Here is a 23,600-nt window from a genome sequence, read left to right on the forward strand (position 1 = left end):
CCTACTCCGCGCCGGTATTGCGTTTGGACTGGCTCAGATAGTTCTGCAGCATGGACTGGATCACCCGCGGGTTCTGACCATCCTGAATCCCCATTATGGCATCAAGGATCAGGGTACGACTGAGCTTCTCCTCCCCGCTGCGCAGCTCCAGCTTGTCAGCAATAGGAATAGCGATCATGTTGGCCTCAATCGCTCCGTACAGGGTGGTCAGCAAGGCCACCGCCATCGCCGGACCGATCGACTTGGGGTCACTCATATTTGACAACATGGCCACCAGGCCCACCAACGTACCTATCATCCCCATCGCTGGGCCCAGATCCCCAAGGGTACGGAAGACCTTGATGGCAATGACATGGCGCTCGGCTGTCAGGTCGATATCCTTTTCCATCACGGCACGCACCACTTCGGCATCGTGACCATCAACCAGCATGTCGATCCCTTTTTTCATAAATGCATTGGGGATCTCTGCAGCCTCCAGTGCCAGAAAGCCACCTTTGCGAGCCGCGTCAGCCAGTTCAACGGCTTTGGCGATCAGGTCGTCGAGCTTGTCGCCCTTGTACATAAAGGCTTTGCCCGCCACCTTGAAAGCCAGAAAAAACTGCCCGATATTGAACTTCATCATGGCGATGAAGATTGAGCCAAGAATAGTGATATAGACCGATGGCATATCGATAAACATGCTCAACGAGCCACCAAGGATCATGCCGTAAATCACGACACCAAATCCTAAAACGATACCTAACAAGCTCCCTAGATCCACATCCCTACTCCTGTCACCGGTTCTTATGCCTAATTATAGTTTGTTGAATTTTCTGCTATTGCGACCCTAGCGGCAAGCATGCATCCACTGAGAATGATGGCTCATTATCGGCCAGTTTAGCGAGAGTTTGAGGGGGCAATGCTTTTCTGCCTCCCCCCTGTGGACGGTCGATGTTAATATAAGCCGATTTTTTCAATCCCCGAGGATGGACATGGCCAGTAAAAAAATCGACCGTCTGAGTTTTGATGCCACTCTGGAAGAGCTGGAAACCATCGTTCATCAGCTGGAACAAGGTTCCCTACCCCTGGAAGAGGCACTCAAGCAGTTCGAGCAGGGCGTTCATCTGGTTCGGGCCGGTCAGCAGAAGCTGGAACTGGCCGAACAGAAGATCCAGATCCTGCTCAGTCAAGCCGATGGCAGTGACCAGCTCGCCCCCTTCCAGCCAGAACAAGGAGAGGAGTGAGTGGCGCTGGACCATTTTTCCCGTCTGCATCGTCAGCGTATTGACGACTGTCTGTCAGCACAACTTGAATCCTTGCCCGCCATGGCGCCGCGCCTGCGCGATGCCATGAGTTATGGCTTGCTGCTGGGCGGCAAGCGGGTTCGCCCGTTTCTGGTCTACGCGGTCGGCGAGATGCTGGGCGTCAAGAGCGAACTGCTGGATGGCCCCGCGGCTGCCGTGGAGTGCATCCACGCCTACTCCCTGCTGCACGATGACCTGCCCGCCATGGATAACGACGACCTGCGTCGTGGTCAGCCAACCGTTCACAAGGCGTTTGACGAAGGAACCGCCATTCTGGCCGGTGATGCGCTGCAGACGCTGGCGTTCTCCATTCTGGCCGATCACCCCATGCCCGACTCCTTGATGGCCAACCGGGTGCGGATGCTGAGTACCCTCGCCCGCGCCTCCGGCTATCTGGGTATGTGTGGTGGTCAGGCACTGGACCTGCAGGCTGAAGGGCGCCAGATCACGCTTGCCGAACTGGAGCAGGTACACCGCCACAAGACCGGTGCGCTGATTGAGTGCGCCGTGGCGCTCGGCGCCCTGTGCAAAGCCGATGTCGATGACGCAACCCTGATTGCCCTGCAAACCTATGCCGCCGCGATTGGCCTCGCCTTTCAGGTGCAGGATGACATCCTCGACATCACAGGTGATACCGCCACCCTGGGCAAGCCGCAAGGTTCTGACCTGGCGCTGGAGAAAAGTACCTATCCGGCCCTGCTCGGACTCGAAAATGCCCGTGAGCTGGCTCGCGAACTGCATGGGAAAGCCTTAACAGCCCTGCAATCCTTGCCCTACAATACCGACATTCTGGAAGCGTTTGCCGATTACATCATCGAGCGAACCCACTAAACGCTGGATAACAGTAACAATATGAGCGTTGATATTAGCAATTTCCCCAACCTGGCCCTCGCGGACACTCCGGTCGAGCTGCGTTCCTTGCCCAAAGATCGGCTGCCGGTGCTGTGCAACGAGCTGCGCGAATATCTGCTGCGCTCTGTCAGCCGCTCCAGCGGACACTTTGCCTCCGGTCTCGGCACGGTCGAACTGACCGTGGCCCTGCACTACGTCTACAACACCCCGTTCGATCGGCTGATCTGGGATGTGGGCCATCAGGCCTATCCCCACAAGATCCTGACCGGGCGCCGTGACCAGATCCACACCATCCGGCAGAAAGATGGCCTGCACCCCTTCCCCTGGCGCGGCGAGAGCGAGTACGACGTGCTCTCCGTCGGCCACTCCAGCACCTCCATTGGTGCGGCGCTCGGTATGGCGGTCGCCGCCGAGAGTGAAGGGCTGGGTCGCAAGGTGGTAGCGGTAATTGGTGATGGTGCCATTACCGCAGGGATGGCCTTTGAAGCGCTCAACCACGCCGGCGATGTCCATAAAGACATGCTGGTGATCCTCAACGACAACGAGATGTCCATCTCCGAGAATGTCGGGGCGCTCAACAACCATCTGGCCCGGGTCATGTCCGGCAAGCTCTACACCACCATCCGCGAAGGCGGCAAGAAGGTGCTGGCCGGTCTGCCGCCGGTCAAGGAGCTGGCCAAGCGGGCCGAAGAGCACCTCAAGGGGATGGTGGTGCCCGGCACCCTGTTCGAGGAGTTCGGCTTCAACTACATCGGCCCCATCGACGGTCACGATATAGAAGCGCTGGTCGAGACCCTGCGCAACATGCGCAATCTCAAGGGTCCGCAGTTGCTGCACGTCAAAACCAAGAAGGGCAAGGGTTACGAGCCGGCGGAGAAAGACCCCATCGGTTATCACGCTGTGCCCAAGTTCAATCCTGACGAGTGTTCCCTGCCGAAAGCGAGCGCCGCCAAACCCACCTTCTCCGCCATCTTTGGCCAATGGCTGTGCGACATGGCCGCCAAAGACGAGAAGCTGGTCGGCATCACCCCTGCCATGCGCGAAGGCTCCGGTCTGGTGAAATTCAGCCAGCAGTATCCGGATCGCTACTTCGATGTGGCCATTGCCGAGCAACATGCAGTCACGTTCGCTGCCGGTCTTGCCATCGCCGACAAGAAGCCAGTGGTGGCCATCTATTCGAGCTTTCTGCAGCGCGCCTACGATCAGGTGATCCACGACGTGGCGCTGCAAGATCTGCCGGTGCTATTCGCCATCGACCGGGCCGGTCTGGTGGGCGCCGACGGCCCGACCCATCAGGGAGCGTTCGACATCAGCTTCCTGCGCACCGTGCCCAACATGGTGGTGATGACGCCATCTGACGAGAACGAGTGCCGCCAGATGCTCTATACCGGCTATCTTCAGCAAGGCCCTGTCGCCGTGCGTTACCCCCGCGGCAGCAGTCTGAGCGATTCCCCCATCTCGTCAGAGATGCAGGCACTGGAGCTCGGCAAGGGACGTATCCTGCGAGAGGGCAAAGGCACCGCTATTCTGGCCTTTGGTACCCTGCTGCACCACGCGAAAGCGGCCGCAGAGGCACTGGATGCCACCCTGGTGGACATGCGCTTCGTCAAACCGATAGATGAGGCGCTGGTGCTGTCGCTGGCAGCCAGCCACGATCAGTTTGTCACTCTGGAAGACAACGCCATCATGGGCGGCGCCGGTTCGGCTGTGAACGAACTGCTGATGCACAGCAAGCAGTGCAAGCCGGTGCTCAACCTCGGCCTGCCGGATCGCTTCGTCGAACAGGGCACCCAGCAGGAGATCTATGCCCTGCTCGGTCTGGACGATGCAGGCATCCAGCGCAGCATCGAAAGCTGGCTGCAAGCCTGATAACGCTTAAAGCTATCAAGCAAAAGAAGGGCGCCTCACTGGCGCCCTTTTTATTTTGTGTTTCTGACCTAGATTACCCTTTGTAGATCTTGGGGTTAAACACATCCCGCAGCCAGTCACCCAACAGGTTGATGACCAGCACCAACACCACCAGGCAGATGCCCGGGAAGGCGGTGATCCACCAAGAGCCGGAGAAGATGTAGTTGAAGCCGACGCTGATAAGCGAACCGAGCGAGGGCTGATCAACCGGCATTCCCAGACCGAGGAAGGAGAGTGCCGCCTCGCTCATGATGGCGTTGGCCACCTGCACGGTGGAGATCACCAGAATGGGCGACAAACAGTTGGGCAGAATGTGGCGGAACATGATGCGCGGGGCACGGAATCCCATCACCTTGGCTGCTTCCACATACTCCTTCTTCTTCTCCGCCAGCACAGAGGCGCGCACGGTACGGGCATACTGCGGCCACTCGGCGATACCGATGATCACCACCAGCATCATGATGGCGAACTTCGAGTAGAACTCGGAGCCAAAGGTTGCCTGAAATATGGCGGAGATGATGATCGCCACCATCATGGTGGAGAACGACAACTGCACATCGGCAAAGCGCATCAGCAGGTTGTCGATGCGGCCACCGAAGTAACCGGCAATCAGACCGATGACGATACCGAGCACCAGCTGCAGCGCCACCGCAAACAGACCGATAGTGAGGGAGATACGGGCGCCATAGAGGATGGTGCTCCAGATATCCCGCCCCTGGTTGTCGGTACCGAGCCAGAAGCGCTCCTCGCCGCCTTCGAGCCAGGAGGGGGGCAACTCGGCATCCATCAGATCAAAACTGGTCTGGTCATAGACGTTGTGCGGAGCGAGCCAGGGCGCCAGCAGCGCCGCCAGCACGAACACCACAAACACCGCAAAGCTGAACATGGCTACCTTGTCCCGCAGGAAGTAGTAGACGATGTCAGAGTTCTTGAATCGTGCCCAACGGCTTGGGCTTGCAGTTACAGCATTAGTCATGCGCTTACCCCTTGGCAGTCAGGTTAACGGTCGGGTTGATCAACCCGTAGAGCAGGTCGACCAGGGTATTGGTCACCACGAAGATCAATCCCACGAAGATGACGTAGGCGGTGATCAGCGGGGTATCGACCCTGTGGATCGCTTCAAGAAACAGGAAGCCGGTACCCGGCCACTGGAACACACTCTCGGTCAGAATGGTGTAGGCCACCATGGTGCCGATCTGCACCCCGCCGACGGTAATGACCGGCAGCATGGTGTTTTTGAGGGCGTGCTGATAGTAGACCTTGTTGTTATCCAGCCCTTTGGCGCGGGCGAATTTGACGTACTCGGAGGAGAGCTGCTCCAGCATCTCGGAGCGCACCAGCCGGATAAACAGCGGCAGCATGATGGAAGAGAGCGACACCGCCGGCAGGATCAGGTGCAGGATGCCGTCCCAGGTGAAGAAGCCCGACTCCCAGCCCAGCAGGTTACGGGTCTCGCCGCGGCCATAGGCCGGCAGCCAGCCCAGCTGGATGGAGAAGAGATACATCAGCATGATGGCGGTCAGGAACACCGGGATCGAAATGCCGATACTGCTCCCCGCCATGATGATCTTGGTGGGAATGCTGCGCGGGCGGATCGCCGAATAGACACCGAGTGGAATGGAGACCACCACGATGATGAGCGCGGCGGCAAACACCAGCTCAAGGGTAGCCACCAGCTTGTCGAGGATCACCTCGAGAGCGGGTCGCTTGAAGAAATAGGAGGTGCCCAAATCCCCATGCACCGCATTTTTCAAAAAGCGGCTGTATTTGATGAGGAAGGGATCGTTAAGGCCCATCTTCTCGCGCAACTCGTGACGCTGGGCTTCGGAGACGGATTGTCCCACCAGCTCGCGCAACGGGTCACCCAGGTTGTCCTGGATGGAGAAGGCGACCAGGCTGATGACGAACATCACTATCACGGCCTGATAGAACCGTTTCAGCAGGAATGTAAACATGCTTGTCCTTCTACGTGGCCTGTGTCGTGGCACAGGCTTCTGTTAGTGGGCGGAGTGGCCAGCTGACCACCCCGCCCCGTCCTTCCTTGCGACGTTCTCTTACTTGCTGACCACCAGGTCACCCAGGTAAGGGAAGTTCATCACGTTGACCACCGGCTTGATATCGACGTTCTTCTTGGCGCCATAGGCCAGATCTTCCCAGTGCAACGGCACATAGGCAGCATCTTCGATCACCATGGCCTCGACCTTCTTCAGCATCTCGGCACGCTTGGCCGGATCGGTCTCGGCGTTGGCATCCATCACCAGCTTGTCAGCTTCGGCGTTGGCATAACCGGCGCAGTTGTACTGGCCCATACCGGTCTTGGCATCCTTGGTGAAGGTCAGGAACTCGAAGAAGTTCGCAGTATCTTCGGTGTCGGAGTGCCAACCGATCATCTGCATGTCCGCGGCACACTTGTCAAACTCGGGCCAGTACTGGGCTACCGGCATGGTCTTCAGATCCACCTTGATGTTGATCTTGGCCAGCATGGCAGAGACCGCCTGGGCAATCTTGACGTCGTTGACGTAGCGGGCCGCGGGGGCAATGAAGGTCATCTTGAAGCCTTTCTCGTAACCGGCCTCTTTCATCAGCTCCTTGGCCTTGGCCAGATCATATTGGGGCACCAGCGCCTCGTTGTGACCGGCATAGCCTTTCGGGCTCAACTGGCCAGCAGGGGTACCGAAACCCTTGTTGATCTTCTCGACGATACCCACCTGGTTGATGGCGTAGTTGATCGCCTGACGCACGCGCTTGTCTTTCAGCGCCGGATTGGTGTTCTGGTTCAGCTCGATGATGATGGCACGGGTACCGGACAGGGTAACCAGCTGAGAGTCCTTGCCATTCTTCACGCGCTCCAGATCGTTCGGCGCAACCGGATAGATCATGTCCACGTCGCCACCCAGCAGGGCTGCAACACGGGTCGCATCTTCCTTGATCGGCACCACGGTCAGGTTCTCGACGTTACCCTTGGAGGCCTTGTCCCAGTAGTTGGCGTTGCGGGCATAATCGAGCTTCACACCCTGCTCGCGGAACTTGACGGTGAACGGGCCAGTACCGGAGACGTGGGTAGAGGCAAAGGAGTCGCCATTCTTGACGATCTCGGCCTTGTCTTTGCCCGCTTCGGTCTTGCCGGTGTAGAACTTGGAGTCCATCGGGAAGATGTAGGTGACGGTCTGCAGCACCAGCGGGAAGGGCTTCGCGGTAATCAGATCGACGGTGTAGTCATCGACCTTCTTCACTTCGCTGATGGGATCGAAGATCGCCTTGAAGTCGACGGAGGATTTCAGGCGGTTGACGGTCCACACCACGTCGTCAGCGGTGAAGTCGTTACCGGAGTGGAACTTGACCCCTTTGCGCAGGTGGAAGCGGACGGTCTTATCGTCAATACGCTCATACTTCTCGGCCAGACGGGGCTCGAACTGCAGGTCCTGGGTGTAACGCATCAGGGGATCGAATACCAGGTGCGACATCTCCAGGGTCTGACCGGAGAGCTGCTCCTGCGGATCCAGCGAAGTGGCGTCAGAGGCGACACCCACCTTGATATCAGCGGCTGAGACACTGAAGGCGAAACCGGCGGCAAACAGCGCCAGGGCAATCTTGGACAATCCTTTCTTCATCTTGTTCTCCATGCTTTTGGCTTTCTTATGACACTTTTTTTGACAAGCAGACCGGCGCACCGGCGCTCTCCTAGCTTGCGATTTCCAGCCCCTCGCGGGACATTCCCTTGAACTCCGGCATGAGGGAGATCAGCTTGCGGCTGTACTCATGCTCGGCATTGGTAAAGAGTTTCTCGGTCTCGGCCACTTCCACCAGATGACCGTGCTGCATCACCCCGATGCGGTCGCACATCTGGCGGATCACCGGCAGATCGTGGCTGATAAACAGCATGGTGAGCTTGAGCTCCTGCTGCAGATCCTTGAGCAGGTTGAGGATCTGGGCCTGCACCGACACATCCAGCGCCGAAGTCGGCTCGTCGCAGATGAGAAAGCGCGGGCGAGTGGCCAGGGCGCGGGCAATGGAGATGCGCTGGCGCTGACCGCCGGAGAACTCGTGGGGATACTTGACCCCGGCACCACGGCCGAGACCCACGTGATCCAGCAGATCGCCGACAATCCCCTCAATCTGGCTCTCGCTGCTCGCCAGCTGATGGAAGCGGATCGGCTCGGCAATGATGTCGCGCACCTTCATCCGCGGGTTCATCGACGAATAGGGGTTCTGGAACACCATCTGCATCTGGCGGCGCAGCGGGCGACGCTCGCGCTCGCTCTTGAGGGCGGTCAGATCGATCCCTTCGAAGAAGATTTTGCCGGTATCAGGCGGATAGAGACCGGTGATGGCGCGGGCAATGGTCGATTTACCGGAGCCCGACTCCCCCACCAGACCGAAGGTCTCCCCTTCGAAGATCTCGAAGCTGATGTTGTTGCAGGCGCGCACATACTGGCGGCGGCTCGGGAAGATGGAGTCCTTGGTGACGAACTTCAGATCGACGTTCTCCACCCGCAGCAGTGCCCCTTCATAGGCACGCTCGTCCTGACTCTGGCCGAGCCAGTGGGTCTTGAGGTCGATATTGGTATCCGGCGCACTGGCATCCTCGATATAGGAGACCAGCGGGAAACGCACCAGCTTCACATCGGAGCGGGGTACCGCCGAGATGAGGCTGCGGGTATAGGGGTGATTGGGGCTGCCCAGTACCTGTTCGGTCAGGCCGAACTCCACCAGATCGCCGCGATACATCACCGCCACCTTGTCGGTAACGTTGGAGACCACGCCCATGTCGTGGGTCACCAGCATGCAGCCCACCTGACGCTCTTTGCAGAGGGCGCGGATAAGCTGGAGGATCTGATCCTGAATGGAGACGTCGAGCGCCGTAGTCGGTTCATCGGCGATGATCAGCTCCGGATCGCAGGAGAGCGCAATGGCGATAACCACCCGCTGACGCATGCCACCGGAAAACTGGTGCGGATACTGTTTGATGCGCAGCTCCGGCTGCGGAATACCCACCGCCCCCATCAGCTCCAATGCCTTGGCAAAAGCGGCTTCGCGAGAGAGGTCGGTATTGGCCAGAATGGTCTCCACCAGCTGATGCTCAACGGTGAACAGCGGGTTGAGGGAGGTCATGGGGTCCTGGAAGATGAACCCGATACGGGAGCCACGGATGGCCCGCATCTCGTTTTGGCTCTTGCCGGAGATGAGCTCGCCATTGAGATAGATATCGCCACGGGCGATGCGACCCGGCGGGCTCAGGAGATCGATAACGGCGTTGCCGATGGTGGACTTGCCGGCGCCGGATTCACCGACCACTCCGACAATCTCACCCTTTTCGATAGAGAAAGAGAGATCCTTCACCGCGGCCAGCACCCCGTAGCGGGAGGGGTACTCGATCCGCAAGTTCTTTACTTCGAGCAAGGACATGTTTACCTCTGCGGGGGACATCCGTCCCAAATAATTCGTCCGTAAATCAGCCGCAGATGCCGGTTGTTACCTTGGGCAATATTTGCTCAATCCATGAGGCAGCGAAACCAGCGATCCGGGCGGGTTTTTTGCATTTTTTTGGAATAACCCGCGAGTAACTTAGACGGTTTGACCACGGGTGTAAATGATTGAGTTATACAATTCCGCAATGTTTTGTGCAGATAACCACCAATTCGGCAGAGATAAATGATGATTTTCATCACACAAATGGCCGGTGCGTCCGTACTTCTATTGGTATCATTACTTTAATTTCAACAACAACGCAACAAGCAGCATTTATCACTATTTCCAAAACAATCACCAGCCCCGAATGAGTAGTGAATATTTATGTGAAATGGATGATAAACGGCAGCATATGCCGATGAATGAAAATTAAGCAGATATAAATCGGGGGATGCCAGAACGGTCATCCCCCGGAAGGTGGCTTTCAACCGAGCCAGAATGCCAGTAATTGCATACAAAACAGGGCGAACAGGCCGGCGATCAGATCGTCCAGCATGATGCCCAGGCCACCGTGGATCCGGCGATCAAACCAGGAGATGGGCCAGGGCTTGAGCACATCAAACAACCGGAACAGCGCGAAGCCCGCCACCACCCACTCCCAACCGGCTGGCGCGGCGATCATGGTGACGCCAAAACCGATCACCTCGTCCCAGACGATGGCGCCGTGATCCGGCATGCCGATGGCATCGGTGGCGCTCTGGCAGATACGAATACCGACCACAAACCCAACCGCCAGCAAGGCGATAAACCAATAGGTCGGCAGACCGCTCACCAGCAGATAGAGCGGAATCGCCGCCAGGGTGCCCATGGTGCCCGGCGCCTTGGGGCTGAGACCGGAACCAAACCCCACCGCCAAAAAATGAAGCGGATTTTTCAGATCCAGTCGTGTCAGCTCGGGCTTTATCCTGAACAAACTCATGCGAAGTGATCCCACCCTTTCAGTTGCAGCTCGACCGCTTGGTCGCCACGCAGGTAGTCGATGCCCGGCTCGCCCGCCACGATGCGGCCGATGCGGCTGAACTTGACCCCGCTGTGGGCCAACGCCGTATCGAGCGCGCCGCGATGCTCCTCCGGTACGGTAAAGCAGAGCTCGTAGTCATCGCCACCGGCCAGCGCCAGTTGCCACGCCTCCTGCTCGCTCACCGCATCCTGCAGCACCGGCGAGAGTGGCAGCAGATCGAGATCGATCTGGGCCCGCACACCGGAGGCCTTGAGGATATGGCCGAGATCCGATGCCAGCCCGTCGGAGAGATCCAGTGCACTGCCCGCCAGCCCGCGCAGCGCCTGACCGGCCAGAATGCGGGGATGGGGGTGGTCGAGCCGTGGCAGCACGGCGGCCAACTGGTTCTCGTTGAGGGTGCGTTTGCCCAGCAGGTGGGAGAGCGCCAGCGCGGCATCACCCAGAGTGCCGGTCACATAGATGCCGTCACCGGCTTTGGCACCGCTGCGCATCAGGGCGCGACCGGCAGGCACCGACCCCTTCACCGAGATGGTGATGGAGAGCGGCCCGCGGGTCATGTCTCCGCCCACCAGCGCCACATTGTAGTACTCGGCCAGCTCCAGAAACCCTTCGGCAAAACCGGCGACCCAACCTTCGTTAATGGCAGGCAGGGTCAGCGCCAGCGACACCCAGCGCGGCTCGGCCCCCATGGCGGCGAGATCGGAGAGATTGACCGCCAGCGCCTTGTAGCCGAGATCCACCGGATCCATGTCGGGAAAGAAGTGTACGCCGCTCACCAGAGTGTCGGTGCTCACCGCCAGCTGGGTATCGGGGGGCAGGGTCAGCAGGGCACAGTCATCTCCAGGGCCCATCACCACGTCCTTGCGGGCGTGGGGGACCTTGAAGTACTTATCAATCAGCTCAAATTCACCCATACAGTAAAAAGCCAGCAATAAGCTGGCTCCTCTCTTAGATGCTGACGGACAGCAGGATCAACGCTTGTTCAGCGACTTGATCACCTTGTCCAGTACACCGTTGACAAACTTGTGGCTGTCATCGGCAGCAAAAGCTTTGGCCAGCTCGATCGCTTCGTTGATGACCACGCGCGGCGGTACATCATCACGACGGGTCAGCTCGTAGGTCGCCAGACGCAGGATCGCCTTGTCCACCATGTCCACTTCTTCCAGCGGACGGGAAAGGAAAGGTGCAAACACCTTGTCCAGCTCGCTGCAGTGGAGGGCTACCCCGAACAGCAGATCGCGGAAATAGTTCAGGTCTACACCCTTGGTGTCCTGATCGATCTTGAACTGCTCTTCGATGTCACCCACGTTAGCCTTGGTCATCTGCCACTGGTAGATGGCCTGGGTGGCGCAATGGCGGGCTTTACGGCGCTCAGACGGTTTCAATGTACTTCTCCTCGTTACACGTCCAGTTCTTTCAGGACGTTGATCATTTCGAGCGCTGCCAGTGCAGCCTCTGCACCCTTGTTACCCGCCTTGGTACCTGCACGCTCGATGGCTTGTTCAATGTTTTCAGTGGTCAGCACACCGAAGGCAACGGGAATTTCATATTCCATCATTACCTGGGCCATGCCCTTGCTGTTCTCGTTTGCCACCAGGTCGAAGTGGTAGGTACCGCCACGGATGACAGTACCGACCGCCACGATGGCGTCGTATTGACCACTCTTGGCCAGCTTCTTGATGACCAATGGCATTTCAACCGCGCCCGGCACTTTTACCAGTGTCAGGTTGCTGTCCTGCACTTGACCTTGACGCTTCAGTACGTCCACCGCGCCGTTCACCAGACTGTCGTTGATGAAGCTGTTGAAACGGGCAACAACAATAGCAATGCGCGCCTCAGGAGCGGCGATATTTCCTTCGATAACCTTCATTGGAAATCCTGTATCTGTGCAATCAAAAGGGCCGGAGTCAAAAGTGCGCACATTCTAGCACAACAGACCCACGACAAAAACCATGGCCGCAATAGACGGCCATGATCGCGATTTAACCAGTCCGGCGCGCTTACTCGCCGGTAAATTCCACGACTTCCAGACCGAAACCGCCCGGAAGGGGATGGTACTTCTCTGGTGGAGCTTTACTCGCCGACGTACTCAACCACTTCCAGACCGAAACCACCGAGGGCATGGTACTTCTTCGGCGAGCTCAACAGGCGCATCTTGCTCACGCCAAGGGCCTTGAGGATCTGGGAACCGACACCCACCCGGCGCGAGGTGCCCTGCCACTTGGCTCCTTCCGGTGCCAACCCCTTGTCAGCGGCTTCAAAGCCCTTGACCCGGGCCAGCAGCTCGGCGCCGTGTGCTTCCGCTCCCAAGATCACCAGCACGCCGCCTTCGTCAGCGATGCGGGCCATGGATTTAGGCAGCGGCCAGCTGCGTGCTGCATGGCGGTCGGTCAGCAGCAGATCGCTCAGCACATCGTGCAGGTGGACGCGCACCAGGGTCGGCTGATCAGCCTGCACCTCACCCTTTTTCAGGGCGAAGTGAACCTGATTGTCGATGGTGTCGCGGAAGGTGATGAGGTCAAACTCGCCAAACTCGGTGGGCAGCTTGCACTCGGCCACCTTCTCGACCGTGGTCTCGTGCTGGTTGCGGTACTCGATAAGGTCGGCGATGGTGCCAAGCTTGATGCCGTGCTCCTCGGCGAACAGCTCCAGATCCGGACGGCGCGCCATGGTGCCATCTTCGTTGAGGATCTCGACGATGACGGCGGCAGGCTCGAAACCGGCCAGACGGGCCAGATCGCAGCCCGCTTCGGTGTGGCCGGCACGGGTCAGCACGCCGCCATCCTGCGCCATCAGCGGGAAGATGTGGCCCGGCTGCACCAGATCGGCTGCCTTGGCATTGGGCGCCACTGCCGCCTGCACGGTCACCGCACGATCGGCGGCTGAGATACCAGTGGTCACCCCTTCCGCCGCCTCGATGGAGACGGTAAAAGCGGTGGAGAACTGGGCATTGTTGCGATCCACCATCAGCGGCAGCGCCAATTGCTTGCAGCGATCCCGGGTCAATGTCAGGCAGATGAGGCCACGGCCGTAGCGGGCCATGAAGTTGATATCCTCCGGACGGACGCAGGAGGCGGCCATGATGAGGTCCCCTTCGTTCTCCCTGTCCTCGTCATCCATCAGGATCACCATCTTGCCAGCCTTGATATCGGCAATGATTTCCTGGGTTGTGCTCAGCGCCATGGGCTACTCCATCAGTGTGCTTGGGGGTTGAGCCCGCAGGCTCAACGCAAATGCGTGTGTATGTTGCTCTAGATTGGGGCGCATGGCCCCATTTCAATCGGAGCGGGATCACAGAAAATCGTTTTGGTCGGGGCCAACACCCCGACCATCAGAGAAAACCGGCCTTGGCCAGCTTGTCCAGAGTCAGGGTGGAGGCGCTGCTCTCCTGACTCTTGCCCATCATCAGCCGCTCCAGATAACGGGCGATCTGATCGACCTCGAGGTTGACCTTGTGACCCGGCTTCCAGCTGGCGATGGTGGTCTCCTGCGCGGTGTGGGGCACGATAGTCAGGCGGAAAAGGTCCCCCTGCACCGCGTTGACGGTGAGGCTGATGCCATCCACCGCAATGGAGCCTTTCTCGGCGATGTAGCGGGAGTGTTCCCCCGGCGCCTTGATCCAGTACTCGATGGCGCGGCCGCTGCTGGAGACGCTTTTCACCTCCCCTACCCCATCCACATGGCCGGAGACCAGATGGCCGCCGAGGCGGGAGGTGGGCATCAGCGCCTTCTCGAGGTTGACCCGATCGCCCACTCTGGCGGCGGCAAAACCGGTACGGGAGAGGGTTTCCAGCGACACATCGGCGGTATAACTCTTGTCGCCCAGCGCCACGACGGTGAGGCAGACGCCGTTGGTGGCGATGGAGTCGCCCAGTTTGACGTCGCTAAAATCCAGACCTGGTGCGTGGACGGTGAGGGCCATGTCGTCGCCCTGACGGCGCAGCTCGGCCAGGGTTCCCACCGCTTCGATAATTCCGGTAAACATGCAGATCACCTTGCTGATGACGGGGGCTGATTATGCCCCCTTGAACATTGATAAATCAGGCTATTTTGGCGGTAATGCGAATATCCGGCCCCACCATGCGCACATCCTTGATGGCGAGCTTGGGCGCCTGGAACAGCCGGGTCAGGCCGGGCAGATGGAACAGGCCACGCCCCTCGTCACCCATCAATTTTGGAGCCTGATAGAGCACCAGCTCATCCACCAGCCCTTTTTCCAGCAGAGCGCCGCACAGCCGCGGGCCCGCCTCGACCAGCACCGAGTTGACGTTCTGTTTGGCCAGCAGCATGAAGAGGCTGACCAGATCCAGCTTGCCATCCAGCAGCGGCAGCTCCAGCTGCTGCACCCACTCGGGCCACTCGCCGGACGCCTTGTGACGGGCCAGCAGCACCGGACTCTCGCTCTGGAACAGCGGCAGATCCGAGGTAAGGCGGTTTTGCGAATCGACGATGACCCGCAGCGGCTGGCGCAGGGTCTCTTTGGGATAGCTCGCCTTGACCGAGGGGGGAAGCTCGTCCCAGCGCACGGTCAGGGAGGCACCGTCGGCCAGCACGGTTTCAGCGCTGGAGAGTACCGCATCGTGGCGGGCCCGCAGTCGTTGCACATCGCGGCGCGCATCGGGGGAGGTGATCCACTGGCTCTCGCCGCTCGCCATGGCGGTGCGGCCATCGAGGCTGGCTCCCAACTTGACGGTCACCCGCGGGAAGGCGGTACGCATCCGCTTGAAAAAGCCCGAGTTGAGCGCTTCGGCTTCGCTCGCCAGCAGGCCGAAATCGGTCTTGATGCCCGCTTCGGAGAGCATACGCAGGCCACGTCCGCCCACCTGGGGATTGGGATCGACCATGGCTGCTACCACCCGGGCCACGCCGGCGTTGATCAGCGCCTCGGCACAGGGGGGAGTACGACCGTGGTGGGAGCAGGGTTCGAGGGTCACATAGGCGGTAGCGCCACGGGCGTTGTCACCGGCGGCGCGCAGGGCGTAAACCTCGGCATGGGGCTCGCCCGCCTTCTGATGCCACCCTTCGCCAACCACCACGCCATCTTTCACCAGCACGGCGCCGACGCAGGGGTTGGGGGCCGTGGTGTAGCGGCCGCGGCGGGCCAGTTCGAGGGCCCGACTCATCCATTGGTAATCATCTTGACTAAACATTCGGGCTCCTTTGACAACACATCTCGGCTTTACGCAGTATCGTAGGTTCGATTAGCGCAGCGTAATCGGACGCGGCAACATGGGTGAGAATGGCGGTTTACTTCTCCAGCTTGGCAATCTCTTCGCCAAACTAGCGAATATCTTCGTGTCCTGAGGTAGAGAGGGGCGAAGTGGATATCCACTTGCCCATCCGATACCATCATTTCTCCAATTTGGCGATCTCTTCACCGAACTCGCGAATATCTTCGAAGCTGCGATAGACGGAGGCAAAGCGGATATAGGCCACCTTGTCCAGACTCTTGAGTTCATCCATCACCAGATTGCCCACCAGCTCGGAGGCGACTTCGCGCTCGCCGGTGGCACGCAGGCGGGATTTGATATGGTTGACCGCTTTTTCGATGGCCTCCATGCTCACCGGCCGCTTCTCCAGCGCCCGCAGGATGCCGGCGCGCAGCTTGTCTTCATTGAACGGCTCGCGGGAACCGTTGGACTTGATGACGCGGGGCATCACCAGCTCGGCCATCTCGAAGGTGGTAAAACGCTCGTGACAGAGCAGACACTCACGACGGCGGCGCACTTGATGGCCTTCGGCCACCAGACGGGAATCGATCACCTTGGTATCAACCGCACTACAGAATGGGCAATGCATCGGACCTCCGGCGTTAATGGAACAGGGACCGGCCCGGCGGGCCAGGATCTAGGTCGGCCAGTGTAGCACGGCCATCCAAAACCGGTAAAAGCCAGAAAAAACAATGCCACCCGCAGGTGGCATTGGTCTCAAACCGGATGGTCTGACTTATCAGCCATAGACCGGGAAGCGGCGGCAGATATCCAGCACCTTCTCGCGTACGGTGGCCAGCACGGCATCGTTGTCGTGGTTGTCCAGTACGTCACAGATCCAGTGGGTCAGCTCGATGGACTCGGCTTCCTTGAAACCGCGGCGGGTGATGGCCGGGGTACCGATCCGCACACCGGAGGTGACGAACGGGGAGCGCGGGTCATTGGGCACGGAGTTCTTGTTGACGGTGATGTTGGCTTTGCCCAGCGCAGCGTCAGCGTCCTTACCGGTCAGCTCGCGACCGATCAGATCAACCAGCATCAGGTGGTTGTCGGTACCGCCGGAGACGATCTTGTAACCGCGCTCGATGAAGGTCGCAGCCATCGCCTTGGCGTTTTTCACGACCTGAGCCTGATAGGTCTTGAACTCCGGCTCCAGCGCCTCTTTGAAGGCAACGGCTTTACCGGCGATGACGTGCATCAGCGGGCCACCCTGACCCCCCGGGAAGACGGCAGAGTTGAGCTTCTTGTAGAGCTCCTCGTCGTCAGCGGCGGAGAGGATCAGACCACCGCGCGGACCAGCCAGGGTCTTGTGGGTGGTGGAGGTGACCACGTGAGCGTGGGGAACCGGGTTCGGGTAGACGCCAGCGGCAATCAGACCCGCCACGTGGGCCATGTCGACGAACAGGTAGGCACCGACCTTGTCGGCGATTTCGCGCATGCGGGCCCAGTCAACGATGCCGGAGTAGGCGGAGAAGCCACCGATCATCATCTTCGGCTTGTGCTCGACAGCCTGACGTTCCATGTCGTCGTAGTCGATCTTGCCGGACTCATCGATACCGTAAGGCACGATGTTGTAAAGCTTGCCGGAGAAGTTGACCGGAGAGCCGTGGGTCAGGTGACCGCCGTGTGCCAGGTTCATGCCCAGTACGGTGTCGCCCGGCTGCAGCAGAGCCATGTAAACGGCGCTGTTGGCCTGAGAGCCGGAGTGCGGCTGCACGTTGGCGTAAGTGGCACCGAACAGCTCTTTGGCGCGCTCGATAGCCAGGGTTTCGACCACATCCACATACTCGCAACCACCGTAGTAACGCTTGGAGGGGTAACCTTCAGCGTACTTGTTGGTCAGCTGGGAGCCCTGGGCTTCCATGACACGGGGGCTGGTGTAGTTCTCAGACGCAATCAGCTCGATATGCTCTTCCTGACGACGGGTTTCGTCTGTGATGGCCTGCCACAATTGCGGATCATAATTGGCGATGGTCATGTCACGTTTCAACATCCGTTTCTCTCCTGAAAATCGTTTGCGCGTTAGGTGAAGTGGGCGCGGGCATTGTAACGTGAGCTGGATCAAAGAGACAGTCCAACCACCTAAAAAAATGTTGAATTTATGTTGTAAAAAGCAAGATTCCCTCCCCGTTCAATCCCCTGGCCGCTCCGCCAAACGATACATTTTTCATCCCGCGGCGGGCGGGCAAAACCCGAAGGGGATCACAACGCCCTCTTTATCCATCCTGTAACATATTCATTCGAAACAAATTTAATGATGATGGAGCTGATTGCAGCCATGCATCCGAGGGGCTGCACCTAACCGAAGGAGTTCAAGATGGACCATCTGCTGACATTCGTGATCCTGGCTGTCTTTTTTCTGTTCTACTGGGTCTACTACACCAGCCAACGCAAGCATGTCCCCACCACCTCGTGGGAGCAGCTCCCCACCAAAGCCGACTATCTGGCGGCCCACCCTGAATCAGTCGATGGCGACATCATCTTCTGTTATCACTGCGGCCACCACGAGTTGCTGGAGGTGGGCATGGTGCACCTGACCGATTTTCGCCGGGAATGGGTCTGTGCCAAGTGCAAGCAGGTGCTGTTTCGCGAGAGCGAATAACGGCGCAGTGGCTGGCCACCCTCCCTAAACGCCGTACATCGCCAGCAGGGATCAGAACGGCGCATCCCTGTTGGCCGCCAGCCACTGCTGCAACCCGCTCACCGCCGCGTCAAATTGCCCGCCGATTGCCGCAGCCTCACCGCCCCCCGCCTCAAGGGCCGCGCAATGGCTGGCAAATTCGGTCAACCCCAGCGCCAGCGCACTCCCCTTGAGCTTGTGCGCCAGCTGACGTTGCTCACTTCCCTCCCCCTGAGTCAACTTATCCACCAACACCCGCCCTTGCGACTCAAACAGCGCGACCAGCTGGCGGATCCGCGCCATGCCGAGCAGGGGCAGATCGGCATCCAGCACCGGATTGGCCCACCTGGGCTGGTTAGTTGGGGGCACGGCTACTGATAACTGCACCTGCGGCTCGATAGAGGCTCCTTCTTGCCGAAACAGCTGATCGATAGCGTTCGCCAGCACCGCCAGCCGCACCGGCTTGCCGACAAAATCGACAAAGCCGGCGGCAAGGCAGTGGCGGATATCCTCCGGATACATCTGGGCCGAGATGGCGATGGCGGGCAGCGGCCGCTCATGCATCTCCTCGCTGATGGCGGCCAGATCCTCGCGCAGAGTCATGCCGTCCATATCGGGCAGATTGATATCGAGCAGCGCCAGCTCGAAGGGATGCTCGGTCACCAGCGCCAGTGCGCTGCGACCATCCTCCGCCAGGGTGACGCGATGGCCGAGGCGGGTCAGCATGCCGTGCGCCACCAACCGGTTGATCTCGTTATCCTCCACCAACAGGATGTCGCGGGACTGACCAAGATGCAGCGGCTGTGCCTCGGCAGGCAGCTGGGCGCTCGAGCGTTGCAAGGGCAGGCTGAAGCTGAATTCACACCCCTTGCCCGGTTCGCTGACAAGGATCAGCTCGCCCCCCATGGCGGCCACCAGCTTGCGGCTGATCGCCAGACCCAGCCCGGTGCCGCCCTGATGGCCTATATCACGTTTGCGCTGGCGAAACGCCTCGAACACCGCCTCCTGCTCATCGGCCGGAATGCCGGGGCCGGTATCGCGCACCACGAAGCGGATGCAGGGCTCGGCGCAAGGGCCTTGGCAGGCAAGGGGCGCCACCGTCAGGGTAATCTGGCCACGGGCGGTAAACTTGACCGCATTGCCGAGCAAGTTGCCGAGCACCTGCCGCAGCTTGCCTAGATCCCCCTCGACCACAGGCGCCAGCCCGGGCGCATATTCCAGCGCCAGGGTGACCCCCTTGGCCGCTGCCTTTGGCCGAAACAACGCGCTCAGCTCATCCACCAGCTGGAACAGGGGGAAGGGTTCGCGGCGCGCCTCCACATGGCCCGCCTCGATCTTGGAGTAGTCGAGAATGTCGTTGAGGATCTCCAGCAGGGATTCACCGCTGTGCTCGATGGCGGCCAGATAGTGCTGCTGGGTATCGCTGAGGTGGGTATCTTCCAGCAGCGTCAGGCCCCCGAGAATGCCGTTCATGGGGGTGCGGATCTCGTGGCTCATGGTGGCGAGAAACACCGACTTGGCGCGGTTGGCCTGCTCTGCCTCGGCGCGGGCCTGCCGCTGCTTCTCCACCTCCTCATTGAGCCGCTCGTTGGCGTGGCTGAGCTGGCCGGTGCGCTCCTCGACCCGCGACTCAAGCTCGCGCTGATAGCGGCCCAGCTCCACCGCATTGTCACGAAACACCTGTAAAGCTCGGCCCAGCTCCGCCAGCTCATCGTGCCCGGTGCTGGCGATCGGCTCAAGAGGTGCCAGATCCCCGCGCGCCAACCGGCTCATCCCCGCCACCGCCCGTTGCAGCGGCCAGACGATCCGGCCGTAGACCATGCGCCACATCAGCAGCATCAGTAGTAGCAGCGTGAGCAGGCCAATGCCCATCAACGCCTGCTCCAGCAGCCTGAGGCGCTGGCTTAGCGCCTGCTGGCTCTGCCCCAGCGAATCGCGAGCACGGCTGACCAGCTCTCCGACCTGCTGGTTGAGGCTGCTCATCAGGGCTTCATTGGCATTGGCCAGCACCCGCAGCGCCTCCCCCTTGCCGAGCCAGTCGCTGCGCAACTGCACCAGCTTGTCGCTCTGCGTCAGCACGGTCAGCGCCTGCTCCACCGCCTGACGGCGAGCCGGATCGGTCACCGCCCCGGCCCGCAGTTGCAAGATGGCCAGCTCCCGCTGCCCCTCTTGCAATAGCGTTTGCAACTGTTCCTGTCGTTCGCTGCGCCACATCTCTTCGATGCGCTGCTGCTGCATCAGGGTGCGATGACGCAGCTCGGTCATCTGCTCCAGCCAGTCGAGATCCTGTTCTAGCAGGCGGTCCAGCGTCCGGGCCACCTGCGTACTTTGCTGTTGGTAGAGGGAACCCAACCCCGCCACCATCACGGTTTCGGCGTTCTCCATCTGGCTGCGCGCCAGCTCGGCGATCTGCCCGGCCGCCGCCACCAGACGGGCCCGCTGCGCCTCGCCCTGCGCCATCAGGGTCAGTCGCTCTCCCACCAGCCAGCCCTGCTGACCCAGATTGCCGATGATGCTCTGACTGAGCTGATCGAGGCTTGTTGAACCCTGCCCACGGCCGAGTTGCGCCAGTACCTGTTGTAGCTGTTGCCCCTGCAGGGTGAGCAAGCGTCCCTGATGCTCCCGCTCCTGCTCGCTGGTTGCGGTGGCCAGCAGCCGTGACGCGCTCTGGATCTCGCCGCTGAGGCGAGAGAGTGTGCGGGCCAGCTCCTGATCGGCCAGAGTCTGCTGCACCCCTTGCTCCAGCTGGCGCAGATGGCTAAGCCCCACCCAGCCCAGCAGGGAGGCACTCAGGGTCAGCAACGCCATCAGGGAGAAGGCCAGCAGCAACTTGCCACCCAGGCCGGAAAAGATTCTCACGGGAAGTCCCTTGGTTGTGGTCGACTTTGACCGGATAATATGGCCCCACACTTTAACAAAACCCCCGGCCATGCGAAGCGTCTGTCTCTCCCTGTTGCTCCTGCTGCTCCCGGCCTGCGCCCTCGCCTTCGAGGTGGATCACTGGCCGGACGGCGCCTTCGGCGGCAAGCCGGCCCGTCTGAACTGGCAGGGGCCTGCCCCCGTCACGCGCCCCCTGACCCTGTGCGCCCTCTACCCCCACCTGCGCGACGCCTACTGGCTGTCGGTCAATCAGGGCATGGTGGAGGAGGCCAAGCGACTCGGCGTGAAGCTGCGTATCCACGAGGCGGGGGGCTACGGCGCCCTTGCCGAACAGCGCCGCCAGTTGCAGCAGTGCGTGAGCGAGGGGAGCGATGCCATCCTGCTCGGCGCGGTGAGCTACGACGGGCTCGGCGAGGCGATCGTCGCCAGCCCGCTGCCGGTGTTCGGCCTGGTCAACGATCTGCCCGCCGGTCTGGTCAAGGCCAAGGTGGGGGTCTCCTGGTATCAGATGGGCTGGCGCATGGGCCACTGGCTGGCGCAGCATCACCCCGCCGGCAGCAAGCCGGTCTCGGTCGCCCTCTTCCCAGGCCCGCAGGCAAGCGGCGGCAACAACTTCGTCGAGCCGGGCTTTGCCGATGCCATCAAGGGGAGCGCCATCAAGCTGGTCACCACCGAGCGCGGCGACAACAGCCGGGAAATCCAGCGCACGCTGGTGCAGCAGACGCTGGCCCGCTATCCCGACCTCGACTATCTGGTGGGCGGCGCCATCGCCGCCGAAGTAGCGGTCAACGAGCTGGCACAGCGCCATCTCGACAGGCCTCAGGTGCTGAGCACCTACTTCAGCCACGGGGTACAGCGGGGCCTGCGCCGGGGCAAGATCCTGGCCGCCAACAGCGATCAGATGCGGCTGCAGGGGCGCCTTGCGGTCGCTCAGGCGGTCTGCCTGCTGCAACACCCTGATGCCAAGGCCGAGCAGTGCCCGCGGGTGATGGGGCCACCCATTCTGACGCTGTCTGCGCCGCTGGCCGACCCCGCCGATTCCCTCTCGGATGGCGCTTTTCGTCCCGTCTATCGGGTCGAATAGCCGTTCCAAATCCGATCAGCACACTCAAGGAGAAGAGATGAAAGAGTTACATGCCAGCTGCCTGTGCGGCGCCGTCGCCCTGACCCTGCCGGATCAGTTCGACTATATGGGGAACTGCCACTGCAGCGAATGCCGCAAATTTTCAGGGGGAGATTACGCCTCGGTCGGCGGACTGGATGGTGACAAGGTGACCATCGCGAAGGGGAGCGAGGCCATCGGCCGCTACCAGAAATCGGACGAGACCAGCCTCGCCTTCTGCCGCCACTGCGGCTCCAGCCTGTTCAGCCAGAAGAGCAGCAGCGGCAAGATCAACCTGCGCCTCGGGGTACTGGACGATGTGCCGAGCCAGCGGCCCGCGTTTCACATCTTTGTCGGCTCCAAGGCGCCCTGGCACCAGATTGGCGACGACTGCCCGCAATTTGATACCCGCCCGCCGGTCTGACACCCGGTCAAACAGGTCAAGGCCACCGCAACGGGATCAGGAGGCTATCTCACCGGCAAACAGATAGCCTTCACCATGGACGGTGACAAACAGCTGGGGATCCCGCGGATCCGCTTCCATCTTGCCGCGCAGCCGCCGGATCAGCACGTCTATGGTGCGATCGCTCGGGCCATCGCCGCGATGGCTGATGAGGGTCAGGATCCGCTCCCGACTGAGCACCCGTCCGGCATGGGCGACAAAGGCCACCAGCACTTCATATTCGGCCTTGGTCAGACGCACCGGCACTCCGTCCTTGCTGAGCTGGCGGCGGGGAATATCAAAACGCCAGGGGCCAAAGCGCACCGCATCGTCAGCCACCGCAGGCTCGCTCGGCGCGGCGGCCGCCAGCGAGATCCGCCACAGCAGATTCTTGACCCGCACCAGCAGTTCCCTGAGCTCGAACGGCTTGGTGACATAGTCATCGGCCCCCATCTCGAGGCCGACAATCCGGTCCACCGCATCGCTGCGGCCGGTGACCAGAATGATCCCCACCGTGCTGCGCGCCCGTAGTTCACGGGTCAGCAGCAGACCATCTTCCCCCGGCAGGTTGATATCCAGCATCACCAGATCGACCGTCTGTTCCGCCAGCACGGCGCGCATCTCCTGGCCATTTTCGACCGCCGTCACCCGATAGCCCTCCCGCTCGAAATAGCCGGTCAGCTTCTCGCGGGTAACCGCATCATCTTCAACAACCAGAATGTGGTAACTCATGGGCAGGGTTCACGATGGTCGACAAGGGAGAATTATTCTATTCACATTTTGTCATAAATACCCCTATTTCATTAATTTGTGGCGGCAGCCCTGTTCACAACGCCTCCCTATCATGGCTCCCATCAAAAAAGTGATGTGAGA

22 protein-coding genes are annotated in these 23,600 nt (G+C 60.4%); 6 read left to right on the forward strand and 16 right to left on the reverse strand.

The features are described 5' to 3' along the window. Position 1 precedes the first annotated feature (1 nt). A complete protein-coding gene (gene pomA / locus I6L35_RS01780) occupies positions 2-760 on the reverse strand; it encodes a flagellar motor protein PomA (RefSeq protein ID WP_005338837.1) in 759 nt (252 codons plus the stop codon). Between the two features lie 211 nt (positions 761-971). Between pomA and xseB the strand changes: the two genes are divergently transcribed. From xseB to dxs, 3 genes are read left to right on the forward strand one after another with little or no spacing between them, the layout of a single operon-like run. Continuing rightward, the gene (gene xseB / locus I6L35_RS01785; protein ID WP_005338838.1) at positions 972-1,223 is read left to right on the forward strand and encodes an exodeoxyribonuclease VII small subunit; all 252 of its coding nucleotides are present in this window, start codon (positions 972-974) and stop codon (positions 1,221-1,223) included. Further along, positions 1,224-2,114 carry a (2E,6E)-farnesyl diphosphate synthase gene (gene ispA / locus I6L35_RS01790; protein WP_216979377.1) on the forward strand — a complete coding sequence of 297 codons (891 nt, stop codon included), beginning with the start codon at positions 1,224-1,226 and terminating at the stop codon, positions 2,112-2,114. Between the two features lie 21 nt (positions 2,115-2,135). After that, the gene (dxs, locus tag I6L35_RS01795; protein WP_216979378.1) at positions 2,136-4,004 is read left to right on the forward strand and encodes a 1-deoxy-D-xylulose-5-phosphate synthase; all 1,869 of its coding nucleotides are present in this window, start codon (positions 2,136-2,138) and stop codon (positions 4,002-4,004) included. Between the two features lie 73 nt (positions 4,005-4,077). Here dxs and I6L35_RS01800 read toward each other — a convergent pair whose 3' ends face one another. From I6L35_RS01800 to glyA, 13 genes are all read right to left on the reverse strand, one after another. Further along, entirely contained in the window at positions 4,078-5,019 is a 942-nt protein-coding gene (locus I6L35_RS01800; protein ID WP_019445927.1) for an ABC transporter permease, read from the reverse strand. A gap of 4 nt (positions 5,020-5,023) precedes the next feature. Further along, complete coding sequence (locus tag I6L35_RS01805; protein WP_005349514.1) at positions 5,024-5,998, reverse strand: ABC transporter permease; 975 nt, start codon at positions 5,996-5,998, stop codon at positions 5,024-5,026. 99 nt (positions 5,999-6,097) lie between these two features. Continuing rightward, positions 6,098-7,654 (reverse strand): ABC transporter substrate-binding protein, encoded by a 1,557-nt coding sequence (locus I6L35_RS01810; protein WP_164536188.1) that lies wholly within the window; start codon positions 7,652-7,654, stop codon positions 6,098-6,100. A gap of 70 nt (positions 7,655-7,724) precedes the next feature. After that, the gene (locus tag I6L35_RS01815) at positions 7,725-9,449 is read right to left on the reverse strand and encodes an ABC transporter ATP-binding protein (protein WP_005358467.1); all 1,725 of its coding nucleotides are present in this window, start codon (positions 9,447-9,449) and stop codon (positions 7,725-7,727) included. A gap of 487 nt (positions 9,450-9,936) precedes the next feature. Further along, on the reverse strand, positions 9,937-10,431 hold the full coding sequence (locus I6L35_RS01820) for a phosphatidylglycerophosphatase A (protein WP_021230380.1): 495 nt from the start codon (positions 10,429-10,431) through the stop codon (positions 9,937-9,939). Then, positions 10,428-11,387, reverse strand: a complete 960-nt coding sequence (thiL, locus tag I6L35_RS01825; protein WP_026034998.1) for a thiamine-phosphate kinase — start codon at positions 11,385-11,387, stop codon at positions 10,428-10,430. Before thiL ends, I6L35_RS01820 begins: the two co-directional genes overlap by 4 nt. Positions 11,388-11,444: 57 nt before the next feature. After that, complete coding sequence (gene nusB, locus I6L35_RS01830; protein ID WP_005343514.1) at positions 11,445-11,858, reverse strand: transcription antitermination factor NusB; 414 nt, start codon at positions 11,856-11,858, stop codon at positions 11,445-11,447. Between the two features lie 14 nt (positions 11,859-11,872). Continuing rightward, entirely contained in the window at positions 11,873-12,343 is a 471-nt protein-coding gene (gene ribE, locus I6L35_RS01835) for a 6,7-dimethyl-8-ribityllumazine synthase (RefSeq protein WP_019445931.1), read from the reverse strand. A 203-nt stretch (positions 12,344-12,546) separates the two neighbouring features. Continuing rightward, on the reverse strand, positions 12,547-13,656 hold the full coding sequence (ribBA, locus tag I6L35_RS01840) for a bifunctional 3,4-dihydroxy-2-butanone-4-phosphate synthase/GTP cyclohydrolase II (RefSeq protein ID WP_216979379.1): 1,110 nt from the start codon (positions 13,654-13,656) through the stop codon (positions 12,547-12,549). Positions 13,657-13,804: 148 nt separating this feature from the next. After that, positions 13,805-14,458: a riboflavin synthase gene (locus I6L35_RS01845; protein ID WP_216979380.1), complete on the reverse strand. Its 654-nt coding sequence runs from the start codon at positions 14,456-14,458 to the stop codon at positions 13,805-13,807. A 55-nt stretch (positions 14,459-14,513) separates the two neighbouring features. Further along, a complete protein-coding gene (gene ribD, locus I6L35_RS01850) occupies positions 14,514-15,623 on the reverse strand; it encodes a bifunctional diaminohydroxyphosphoribosylaminopyrimidine deaminase/5-amino-6-(5-phosphoribosylamino)uracil reductase RibD (protein ID WP_216979381.1) in 1,110 nt (369 codons plus the stop codon). Between the two features lie 199 nt (positions 15,624-15,822). Further along, entirely contained in the window at positions 15,823-16,272 is a 450-nt protein-coding gene (gene nrdR / locus I6L35_RS01855; protein WP_005338880.1) for a transcriptional regulator NrdR, read from the reverse strand. Between the two features lie 150 nt (positions 16,273-16,422). Continuing rightward, on the reverse strand, positions 16,423-17,676 hold the full coding sequence (glyA, locus tag I6L35_RS01860; protein ID WP_005338884.1) for a serine hydroxymethyltransferase: 1,254 nt from the start codon (positions 17,674-17,676) through the stop codon (positions 16,423-16,425). A 324-nt stretch (positions 17,677-18,000) separates the two neighbouring features. Here glyA and I6L35_RS01865 point away from each other — a divergent pair, with 324 nt between their 5' ends. After that, positions 18,001-18,285 (forward strand): hypothetical protein, encoded by a 285-nt coding sequence (locus tag I6L35_RS01865; RefSeq protein ID WP_201938297.1) that lies wholly within the window; start codon positions 18,001-18,003, stop codon positions 18,283-18,285. 51 nt (positions 18,286-18,336) lie between these two features. Here the strand turns inward: I6L35_RS01865 and torS are convergent, their stop codons facing one another. Continuing rightward, complete coding sequence (gene torS / locus I6L35_RS01870) at positions 18,337-21,162, reverse strand: TMAO reductase system sensor histidine kinase/response regulator TorS (protein WP_216979382.1); 2,826 nt, start codon at positions 21,160-21,162, stop codon at positions 18,337-18,339. Positions 21,163-21,232: 70 nt separating this feature from the next. Here torS and torT point away from each other — a divergent pair, with 70 nt between their 5' ends. After that, entirely contained in the window at positions 21,233-22,267 is a 1,035-nt protein-coding gene (gene torT, locus I6L35_RS01875; protein ID WP_216979383.1) for a TMAO reductase system periplasmic protein TorT, read from the forward strand. Between the two features lie 37 nt (positions 22,268-22,304). Beyond that, positions 22,305-22,709 carry a GFA family protein gene (locus I6L35_RS01880; protein ID WP_216979384.1) on the forward strand — a complete coding sequence of 135 codons (405 nt, stop codon included), beginning with the start codon at positions 22,305-22,307 and terminating at the stop codon, positions 22,707-22,709. A 36-nt stretch (positions 22,710-22,745) separates the two neighbouring features. Here I6L35_RS01880 and torR read toward each other — a convergent pair whose 3' ends face one another. After that, on the reverse strand, positions 22,746-23,459 hold the full coding sequence (gene torR / locus I6L35_RS01885; RefSeq protein WP_042080622.1) for a two-component system response regulator TorR: 714 nt from the start codon (positions 23,457-23,459) through the stop codon (positions 22,746-22,748). Positions 23,460-23,600: the final 141 nt, after the last annotated feature.

Source organism: Aeromonas sp. FDAARGOS 1405, assembly GCF_019048265.1.
GTDB lineage: Bacteria > Pseudomonadota > Gammaproteobacteria > Enterobacterales > Aeromonadaceae > Aeromonas > Aeromonas veronii_A.